This window comes from Bacillus sp. LR_5 (assembly GCF_042709275.1).
This window is the reverse complement of the sequence record NZ_JAVAXX010000270.1, coordinates 1-8,724: the sequence shown is the minus strand read 5'-3', so window position 1 is coordinate 8,724 and position 8,724 is coordinate 1. Positions and strand designations below refer to the sequence as shown.

At 45.3% G+C, this 8,724-nt stretch carries 10 protein-coding genes; 5 read left to right on the top strand and 5 right to left on the bottom strand.

The window, feature by feature from the left end:
- Nucleotide 1: 1 nt before the first annotated feature.
- Complete coding sequence (gene nhaC / locus RAC86_RS31205) at nt 2-1,309, top strand: Na+/H+ antiporter NhaC (protein ID WP_377886395.1); 1,308 nt, start codon at nt 2-4, stop codon at nt 1,307-1,309.
- Nucleotides 1,310-1,351: 42 nt separating this feature from the next.
- On the opposite strand, the gene dat is transcribed toward nhaC, so the two are convergent.
- Nucleotides 1,352-2,200: a D-amino-acid transaminase gene (dat, locus tag RAC86_RS31200; protein WP_377886394.1), complete on the bottom strand. Its 849-nt coding sequence runs from the start codon at nt 2,198-2,200 to the stop codon at nt 1,352-1,354.
- 284 nt (nt 2,201-2,484) lie between these two features.
- Here dat and RAC86_RS31195 point away from each other — a divergent pair, with 284 nt between their 5' ends.
- Entirely contained in the window at nt 2,485-3,333 is an 849-nt protein-coding gene (locus RAC86_RS31195) for a polysaccharide deacetylase family protein (RefSeq protein WP_377886393.1), read from the top strand.
- A 23-nt stretch (nt 3,334-3,356) separates the two neighbouring features.
- Here RAC86_RS31195 and srtN read toward each other — a convergent pair whose 3' ends face one another.
- The 3 genes from srtN to RAC86_RS31180 all read right to left on the bottom strand — a co-directional run bounded on the left by srtN (nt 3,357) and on the right by RAC86_RS31180 (nt 5,541).
- Nucleotides 3,357-4,100 (bottom strand): sirtuin NAD-dependent deacetylase, encoded by a 744-nt coding sequence (gene srtN / locus RAC86_RS31190; RefSeq protein ID WP_257986509.1) that lies wholly within the window; start codon nt 4,098-4,100, stop codon nt 3,357-3,359.
- A gap of 69 nt (nt 4,101-4,169) precedes the next feature.
- Entirely contained in the window at nt 4,170-5,285 is a 1,116-nt protein-coding gene (mscY, locus tag RAC86_RS31185) for a small-conductance mechanosensitive channel protein MscY (RefSeq protein WP_377886392.1), read from the bottom strand.
- Nucleotides 5,286-5,433: 148 nt separating this feature from the next.
- Nucleotides 5,434-5,541 carry a YhdX family protein gene (locus tag RAC86_RS31180; protein WP_009966908.1) on the bottom strand — a complete coding sequence of 36 codons (108 nt, stop codon included), beginning with the start codon at nt 5,539-5,541 and terminating at the stop codon, nt 5,434-5,436.
- 233 nt (nt 5,542-5,774) lie between these two features.
- Between RAC86_RS31180 and RAC86_RS31175 the strand changes: the two genes are divergently transcribed.
- From RAC86_RS31175 to crcB, 3 genes are read left to right on the top strand one after another with little or no spacing between them, the layout of a single operon-like run.
- Nucleotides 5,775-6,506, top strand: a complete 732-nt coding sequence (locus tag RAC86_RS31175) for a glycerophosphodiester phosphodiesterase (protein ID WP_080529117.1) — start codon at nt 5,775-5,777, stop codon at nt 6,504-6,506.
- On the top strand, nt 6,493-6,888 hold the full coding sequence (locus tag RAC86_RS31170) for a fluoride efflux transporter FluC (protein ID WP_014479308.1): 396 nt from the start codon (nt 6,493-6,495) through the stop codon (nt 6,886-6,888). Before RAC86_RS31175 ends, RAC86_RS31170 begins: the two co-directional genes overlap by 14 nt.
- A complete protein-coding gene (gene crcB, locus RAC86_RS31165; RefSeq protein WP_377886391.1) occupies nt 6,885-7,241 on the top strand; it encodes a fluoride efflux transporter CrcB in 357 nt (118 codons plus the stop codon). Before RAC86_RS31170 ends, crcB begins: the two co-directional genes overlap by 4 nt.
- A 13-nt stretch (nt 7,242-7,254) precedes the next feature.
- Here crcB and RAC86_RS31160 read toward each other — a convergent pair whose 3' ends face one another.
- A complete protein-coding gene (locus tag RAC86_RS31160; protein WP_377886390.1) occupies nt 7,255-8,640 on the bottom strand; it encodes a hemolysin family protein in 1,386 nt (461 codons plus the stop codon).
- Nucleotides 8,641-8,724 lie beyond the last annotated feature (84 nt).

Here is an 8,724-nt window from a genome sequence, read left to right as displayed (position 1 = left end):
CATGTTATGCATTATTATTTCTTGCTTATTCTTGCTTCATGTAGAACCTCATATCCCGCTGTTTTTAAGTGTTGTCATGCTTTCAGCAGCAGCTTTATGGTTTGGATTTTCCTGGAAGAGTATTGAAAAAGGGATTGTAGACGGGATCAAAAACGGCGTACAGCCGATTATTGTTCTAGCGCTGATCGGCATCTTAATCGGCGCCTGGATGTACAGCGGCGCAATACCGACTGTGACAGTTTATGCCCTATCCTTTATTGAACCAAGCCACCTTCTGTTGACTGCTTTGTTTTCATGTATGATCATCAGCACACTTGTTGGCTCAAGCCTGACAACTGTAAGCACAATCGGGGTAGCGCTGATTGGCGTAGCGAGCGCGGCCGGCGTTCCGCTTGAATGGACAGCAGGCGCAGTCATATGCGGCGCTTGTTTTGGGGATAAAATGTCGCCGATGTCGGACACAACCAACTTTGCAGCCGGAATAGGCGAAATACCGATCTTTGAACACATTCGCCATATGATGGGCACAACCATTCCAGCTTTGCTCATCACTGTCGTTCTGTTTTACTTTCTCGGTTCATCAGTGTCAGCGGACGCTGCTTCAACCGATAATATTCAGCAGGTCATAACCGGAATAAAAGATGTTGCAAACGTGACACCGTGGGCCCTTCTTTCTCCGCTCTTAGTCGTTTTGCTGGCAATGAAACGGGTATCAGTAATCCCCGTTCTGACTGCCGGAATTATTTCCTCGGGAATTTTGACTGCTATTTTTGTACCCGACAGCAGCCTGCAGGCGTTTATGACAGCTTTGCAAAATGGCACAACTTTCGAAACTGACAATGAGGCAGCCGCTAAAATTATCAACAGAGGCGGATTGCAATCCATGATGGGCTCTGTCTCTCTCATTATGATTGCTTTTGCACTTGGCGGATTGATGGAGAAAATCGGATTGATTTCTGCACTATTGGAAGGCGTCATGAAAGGTATCCGCTCAAAAGGTCGTCTTGTTGCAGCAACTGTCTGCTCAAGCATCGGCGTCAACTTGGCAACCGGCGAACAGTATTTATCGATATTAATACCGGGACAATCATTTAAATCTTTATATGACAAACAAAACATCCAGCGAAAATTTCTGACAAGGTCATTAGAGGACGGCGGAACATTAATTAACCCATTGATTCCTTGGGGCGTCAGCGGCGCATTTATGGCGAGCGCACTTGGTGTTCCAGTCATAGACTACATCCCGTTTACGTTCTTCCTCTATATATCGCCAATGATCTCCATTTTGATTGGATTTGTTAAAAAATAAAAAGAGCCCCGCTGTAAAAAGCGGGCTCTTTTCTTCGTTCATTTATGAAATGCTAGCAGCCTGCTGAATGCTTTCTTGAAAAGCAGCCTGAAGCTGTTTGGTCACCGGTCCGGGTTTCCCGCTTCCGACCGATTGTCCATCGAGCGTCACAACCGGAATAATTTCTGCCGTCGTTGACGAAATAAAGATCTCTTCCGCCTGTTTCAACTCTTCTTCACTGACAGGAGTCTCATCCAGTTTGATCCCATTCTTTTCAATCAGTCCTAAAATATTCATCCGTGTAATTCCATTGAGAATGAGCCGGTTAGCCGGATGTGTTCGCACCGTGCCGTTGATAATGGCATAAACGTTAGAGGATGTACCCTCCGTAACAACGCCGTCCCTAAGTAAAATGGCTTCAAATGCTCCCGCTTCATAGGCCCTTTGCTTCGTCATGACATTATACAGTAAATTCAGACTTTTGATATCACATCTTAGCCAGCGAAGATCCTCATCTGTAATGGCCGCCACTCCGTATGCCTGCTCTTGCTCCGGTTTTTTCACCGTAAACGTATAAGCAGTAGTCTGCGGCTCGAGGCCGGCTTCATACTGGTGTTTTCGCGGGGCCACACCTCTTGTTGTCTGAATGTATAACGCTCCCTCACTGACCGCATTTTCCTGTACAAGCTTTTGCAGGTCCCACTCGAGATCTTCTATACTGAATGGCAGTGAAATTCCGATTTCAGCAGCACTTCTGAAAAAACGCTCTGCATGCTCACGTAAGCCGAACAATACTCCTTTGTACACCCTGATCACTTCATAGATGCCGTCACCAAACTGATAACCGCGATCTTCCAAATCGATTGATGCTTCACTGCGCCCAATCAGCTGGCCATTGACTAATACCTTCATAAAAGCCCTCCCTTTTCGAGATGTCCCTGATGTCATTCAAGCTGTCATTGTCACTAATTCTATCATATTGGACATGCTGAAAAACAGAAAGATCAAGAGATCTATAGCGGAAAAGAGTTTATTTTTTCCTTAAAATCTGACATTTCGACAACTTTTCTATGTGCTTTCCAGTTTTATTCCTGTATACTTGACTGGTAATACATAGGTTGTAAACATAAGGCACCTTCATAAGCTGCCTGCTGTACAGCATTATGTAGAGATTTTATGCCAATGGAGAGATTGTTATGCGACAAACGAGAGGAGAGGCTTCTCCTTCTGCAGTTTCGCTTGCTTTTAAATTTGCAAGTTTAGCAGTTTTATGTGTGCTGCTTTTGCTTATGGTGATTTTGGGTTATTCCAACAGTTCAACGAAAGCAAAGGAAGTCACTGTCACAACAAACGGCCAGCTTCGAGATGAGAAAGAAAGCCTTAAGCTGAAAAACGACTCCCCCGATCTCCTGATAAAACATCTGCAGACAAAGCAGAACATGGGAGATAAAACAGTTTACTTAACCTTCGACGACGGCCCTTCAGCCGTTACAACCCGCTTGCTCGACGTACTGAAAAGCGCTGATGTAAAAGCGACGTTTTTTATGCTGTCACCGCGGATGAACGAATTCAAGCAGGCTGTGAAAAGAGCAGAAAAGGAAGGCCACGCACTCGGTTTACATGGCGTTACCCACAATAACAGATTGTTCTATCAAACACCGACATCTCCGCTAAAAGAAATGCAGGAGGCGCGTGACATGCTGCAGGACATTACAGGATATAAAACCGCTCTTGTCAGAACGCCCTACGGAAGCAAGCCGTCACTAACCGCCTCACAAATTCGCAATCTGGAGAAAGATGGGTTTGTGTACTGGGATTGGACGATCGACAGCATGGACTGGAAATACCGGAATTCACAGTATGTGACCGCCGTATTACAGCAGCTTGAGAATATGGAACACAGCTCTTCAAGCCGCCCAAATGTAATTCTCATGCATGATCTTCCTGCTACTGTAAATGCGCTGCCGGTACTAATCAATAAATTAAAAGAAAAAGGCTATTCCTTCGGAGTGTTAGAGGACACAATGGTTCCTGTTCATGAATAAAAAAGTGAGGCGCATAAAGCGGCTCACTTTTTTATGCCCAAACTTCGGGCAAACTCACCGATTTTTTGATGGATGACCATGTCAAACAAGCTGTCGCAATACGTTGGTTCAAGGTTTATGATGACTTTCTTCATGCCGGGAATCAGGCTTGCATCCTCAGGCACAAATCTAGCCGGAGCCACTTCGAGAGACGTACCGATAACCAATAAAAGATCTGCTTGATCCAGCTTTTCATAAAGGGTGTCAAAGTGCATGACGGCATCGCCAAAGAGAACAACATCGGTTTTTAATACCGTTCCGCAAATGTCCCCATTGTTTCCGGCCGCCGTGCACTCCGGCACCTCCCGCTCCAGCAAATGGGGAAGATCATATCGGGCGCCGCATGCCGGACAAGCTGCTGTCTGGATAGAACCATGCAGTTCGTACACATGCCTGCTCCCCGCTTTTTTATGAAGACCGTCAATGTTTTGCGTGAAAATATCGACCTGCTTCCCTTGCTTCTCCAGCTCAGCTAAAAGCAAATGGCCTTCATTCGGTTCAAAGCTGCCGCTCATTTTCATCTGGAACAATTCTTTGAATTTGGGCCAAAACAGACGCGGATGACTTGAGAAATAATCAAGGCTCATCGCTTCCATTCTTGAGGCATCTTCCGTCCAAATGCCCCCTGCTGAACGAAAGTCGGGAATCCCTGATTCTGTGCTCATTCCCGCTCCTGTCAGCACAACAATTCTCTGTGCTTCATGTAGAATATTTTTGAATGCTTCCAACTCAACACCGCCTTTTTCTCTTATTTTACCATGAAAAAGACTCCGCCTCTGTCAGACGAAGTCTCTCTTTTAAGCCCGTTCCTTTTCCTCTTTATTTAGATTCACCTGGAATGGGTCGCTTTCGTGCTTTTGCTTGACAACAACCATTTGGCCGGGATATGCAAACTGGACACCTTCTGCACCTAAAATCTCAATAATTTTATAGTTGATATCCTCTCTAATATTAAGGTTTTCAGCCCAAACTGTCGTTTTTGTATAGAAGTTAAAAAATAAATTGTAGTAGCTGTCGGCAAACGTATCAAAGTTGACCATGATTGTTTCATTATCAACGCCCTCATGCTCTAAAAGCATTGTTCTGAGAGAATGAATGGAGCGTTCAAGGTTCTCAATCGGCGTAGCGTAGGACACATGGATGGAAAACGTAATCTGGCGTTTGGTCATTCTTGTCCAGTTCGTGATCGCTTCCATCGACAGCGTAGAGTTCGGCACCGTTACAAGCGCCCCCTGTGCTGTTCTGAATCTCGTGCTCCTAAAGGTAATATCCTCGACTGATCCTGTTACTGTCGACGTCTCCACCCAGTCACCAATTGTAAACGGCTTTTCAGTAATAATAATAATACCGCCGAAGAAGTTGCTGATGGTATCCTTCGCGGCAAGCGCAAAAGCCAGCCCGCCAAGACCTAGGCCCGCTACAAATCCGTTGACATCATAATTGAATTCCTGAGCGATCACACTGACACTGAGCGCAATGATCACAAAACGAAGCAATTTGGATAAAAACGGGGCCAGAATGTCATCCATGTCAAGCTCGAAGCGCTGATTAACTTTATGGAAGATAAACGACGATGTTGCCGTCAAATTACAAAGACCCCAGCACAAGAGCGCCACAATCAGTGAGCGGTATATTTTGCTGATGACCGGCATTTGCTCATCTAAAAACGGTGAAAACCGGATCGCTAAAAACAGCCCAAGGGCAACAAAAAACCATCTGGCCGGCTTATCAAACGCCAGAACCACCTGTTTAAAAATTTCTGTTTTCGGCCGGTTTGTCAAATTAAAAAGCAGGTTAAAGAAATATCTTGTGAATAATTTTCTAAGTATAAGAAACACCAGCAAAATCGCCAAGCTGATGCCGATTTGTATGATGTTATCAAGCGTAAAATACTGCTGCAGATAATCCGGCATGACTGTCTCCCCTCTATCCCAATCAATTGTTTATTATACTAAAATATTCGTAAGGATGTTCATTTAAATGTCTTATGCAGCACAAAACCCCGGCGAAACGCCGGGGTCATTTCTCAATTCATCTATCAGCCAGATTCAATAGGGACAGTCACTTACCTTTTTTCGTTTGTGTCTGATCAAGGAGAGTTGCTTTTTGCATTTCAGCATCCGTTTCGGCTTTAATTCTTTCCTCCACTCTGATTCTCCCTTTTCCCATGATCTCGCCTCCTTTTTTGCTATTATAAAGGATCATATTTTGTTGTGAACATGTCGAAAGACCTAATTTTCTGACGAAATGTGTTCTGATACGCTGAGTGTCTTTTTTTAGTTATACGCATTCCTCAGCCCGGACCATTCCGATATGGCAGAAAAAATTCACCAGTTTGTATCGCGGTGCATATATGGATTTGATACAATAACAGAAATGCCCATACGAGGAGCTGACTTAGCTTGTACATCATTGCCCATCGCGGAGCATCCGGCTACGCTCCGGAAAATACGATTGCCGCATTTGACCTTGCGGTGAAAATGAATGCAGATATGATCGAACTGGATGTCCAGCTTACAAAAGACAGGCAGATTGTTGTGATACACGATGACAGGGTTGACCGAACAACAAACGGATCGGGCTTTGTTAAGGATTTTACCTTGGAGGAATTGCAAAAACTCGATGCAGGAAGCTGGTACGGTCCCGCTTTTCAAGGAGAGCGTATTCCGACCCTGAAAGCGGTGCTCAAGCGCTACCACAAAAAAATCGGCCTTTTAATTGAACTAAAAGGCCATCCGTCTCAAGTCGGAATTGAAGAAGAGGTGGGACAGCTATTAGGGCAATTTTCTTTTTCTATCAATAATATTGTTCAATCCTTTCAGTTCCGCTCCGTCCAAAGGTTCCGCGAGCTTTATCCTTCGATTCCGACAGCGGTCATTACAAGGCCCAACTTTGGCATGCTGTCCAGAAATCAGATGAAGGCCTTCCGCTCTTTTGCAAACTATGTCAATATAAAATACACACGGCTCAACCGTCTGATGATCGGCTCCGTCCATAAAAATGGCTTAAACATATTTGCATGGACTGTCAACAATCAAAAGACAGCGGCAAAATTACAAGCCATGGGCGTGGACGGCATCGTTACAGATTACCCGGATTTCATCATAAAGGATGGCAAACATGAAAATATATAGCGCGGTTTTTATCGGAGGCGCGCTTGGCGCCTGCCTCCGATACGGATTAAACTTATGGATACACACCGGTCAGTTCCCGGCGGCAACCTGGCTGGAAAATGCGGCAGGCAGCCTTCTATTAGGCATTTTGACCGGATTTTTTATGATCGGTGCAAAACGGCCTCTGCTGTCGGCTTTTTTAGGCACCGGCTTTTGCGGAGGCTTCACAACAATGTCCACGTTTTCTAAGGAAACAGTGATGCTTTTGCAAGGACAACCCTCATTGGCTCTTTTATATGTGGCAGCCTCATTGATATCAGGGATCATATTTGCACTGATTGGTGTTTTTGCGGGACGGCGCATAGCAGGCATTCAGCAAAGAAAGGGGCTGCAGGAAAGATGACACTAGCGGGTATTTTCATAGGGGGCGGACTTGGCGCAATGCTTCGCTTCTGGCTTGGCAATGTCATAACCGCCAAAACCAAAGGTCTCAGCCTGCCCATTGGCATACTGACAGTCAATATTCTCGGAGCTCTCGGGCTCGGAATATTTACAGGACTTCACGTTGCAAATGCTTCGGTCTCGCTTATCATTGGCACGGGGTTTTTTGGCGCCTTTACGACCTTTTCCACATTCAGCGTTGAAACTATTCAACTCCTTATGGCCAAACGTGTAAAAGAAAGCATCTTGTACATCGGCCTGACACTTTGCGGGTCGCTTTTTGCATTTTGGTGCGGCTGGACAATCACAATATAAAAAAACCTTGAGCTTATTTCTCGCTCAAGGTTGCACTGTTCAGCATCACAGGCTCGGGCAGCGGCAGCTTGTGGTGCGCCGTAATCCCGGTTGTGTTGCCGGCTTCTTCTTTTATATCGATTTGCTTGATTAATCGGCCGTCCATCTTCAGCGCCTTTATCGTATATGAACCGATGCGAATGGATTCACCAGCCTCAATATCGATGTTTTCTTTTAATATCAGCCCGCCGATCGTATCGACGTCTTCTTGAATCGATGCGCCAAGAAGGCTGTTCACCTGATCGATCCGAACCTTTCCATCCATCACATAATGGCCGTCGCCAAGCTTTTGGATCAGCGGCTGTTCATCTTCATCAAATTCATCTCGGATCTCTCCGACAATTTCCTCAAGAATATCCTCTGTCGTCACAAGTCCCGAGGTTCCTCCGTATTCATCCGACAATATAGCCATATGAATGCGCTCGCGCTGCATTTTAATCAGCAAGTCATGAACCGGGATCGTTTCAATCACTTCAATGACCGGCCTCACATACGGATGGATCGTCATCTTCATTCGTTCTTCTTCTGTCATAAACAGCAAATCAGAAAACAAATGCTTCGTATTGACCAAACCGAGCACACTGTCTTTGTCTCCATCAGTGACTGGCCAGCGCGTGTATTTTTCCTTCAGCATGACTTCAAGCATCTCGGCCATCGTCATCTCAGTTGACACAGCAGCCATTTCCTTCCGCGGTATCATAATTTCTTTGGCGATCCGATTATCAAATTCAAAAATCTTATTCACATATTTATATTCAGACGGATTAATCTCTCCGTTTTTTAAACTCTCAGATAACAGCATCCTGAGTTCTTCCTCAGAATGGGAACCATCATGTTCTGACGCAGGCTTCAAACCGAACATCCCGCATAAAAGCCGCGCCGATCCATTGAGGATCCAAATAAACGGAAACAGGAGCAAATAGAATAAACGCAAAGGGCCCGCTATCAGTAAAGTCAGCTGTTCTGCCTTTTGAATCGCGACCGTTTTCGGGGCCAGTTCACCTACAACAACGTGCAGGAACGTGATCAAGCCGTACGCGACTGCAAAAGAGGCTGCATGTGAAACCGAGTCTGGCAAGCCGAGCGGTTCAAACAGTGGATGCAGCAGCCGTTCAAAGGCCGGTTCACCCAGTACGCCAAGTCCAATTGATGTCAATGTAATGCCCAGCTGGGATGCGGATAAATATTCATCCAAATCTGTAATGACACGCCTTGCGAGTATCGCCCGTTTGTTTCCTTCTGTGATAAGCTGATCTATTCTGGATCTCCTTACTCTAACAATCGCAAACTCGCTTGCAACGAAAAACGCGGTTAAAGCAATGAGCACGCCAATTAAAATCAGACTGTCAATATCGTCCATTTAACCCTATCCTCTCAACAAAGGATAAGGAGTCACCTCCTGATATAATCATTTTTCCTTAACATTAAGGTACGCGGTGTATTG

Bases quoted from the DNA above. Each gene is read 5' to 3' on its own strand.
- RAC86_RS31195 (WP_377886393.1), top strand. From the start codon at position 2,485: ATGCGACAAACGAGAGGAGAGGCTTCTCCTTCTGCAGTTTCGCTTGCT.
- crcB (WP_377886391.1), top strand. From the start codon at position 6,885: ATGACACTAGCGGGTATTTTCATAGGGGGCGGACTTGGCGCAATGCTT.
- nhaC (WP_377886395.1), top strand. From the start codon at position 2: ATGTTATGCATTATTATTTCTTGCTTATTCTTGCTTCATGTAGAACCT.
- mscY (WP_377886392.1), bottom strand. From the start codon at position 5,285: ATGCCGGATTATCTGCAGCAGTATTTTACGCTTGATAACATCATACAA.
- RAC86_RS31180 (WP_009966908.1), bottom strand. From the start codon at position 5,541: ATGGGAAAAGGGAGAATCAGAGTGGAGGAAAGAATTAAAGCCGAAACG.
- RAC86_RS31160 (WP_377886390.1), bottom strand. From the start codon at position 8,640: ATGGACGATATTGACAGTCTGATTTTAATTGGCGTGCTCATTGCTTTA.
- dat (WP_377886394.1), bottom strand. From the start codon at position 2,200: ATGAAGGTATTAGTCAATGGCCAGCTGATTGGGCGCAGTGAAGCATCA.
- RAC86_RS31170 (WP_014479308.1), top strand. From the start codon at position 6,493: ATGAAAATATATAGCGCGGTTTTTATCGGAGGCGCGCTTGGCGCCTGC.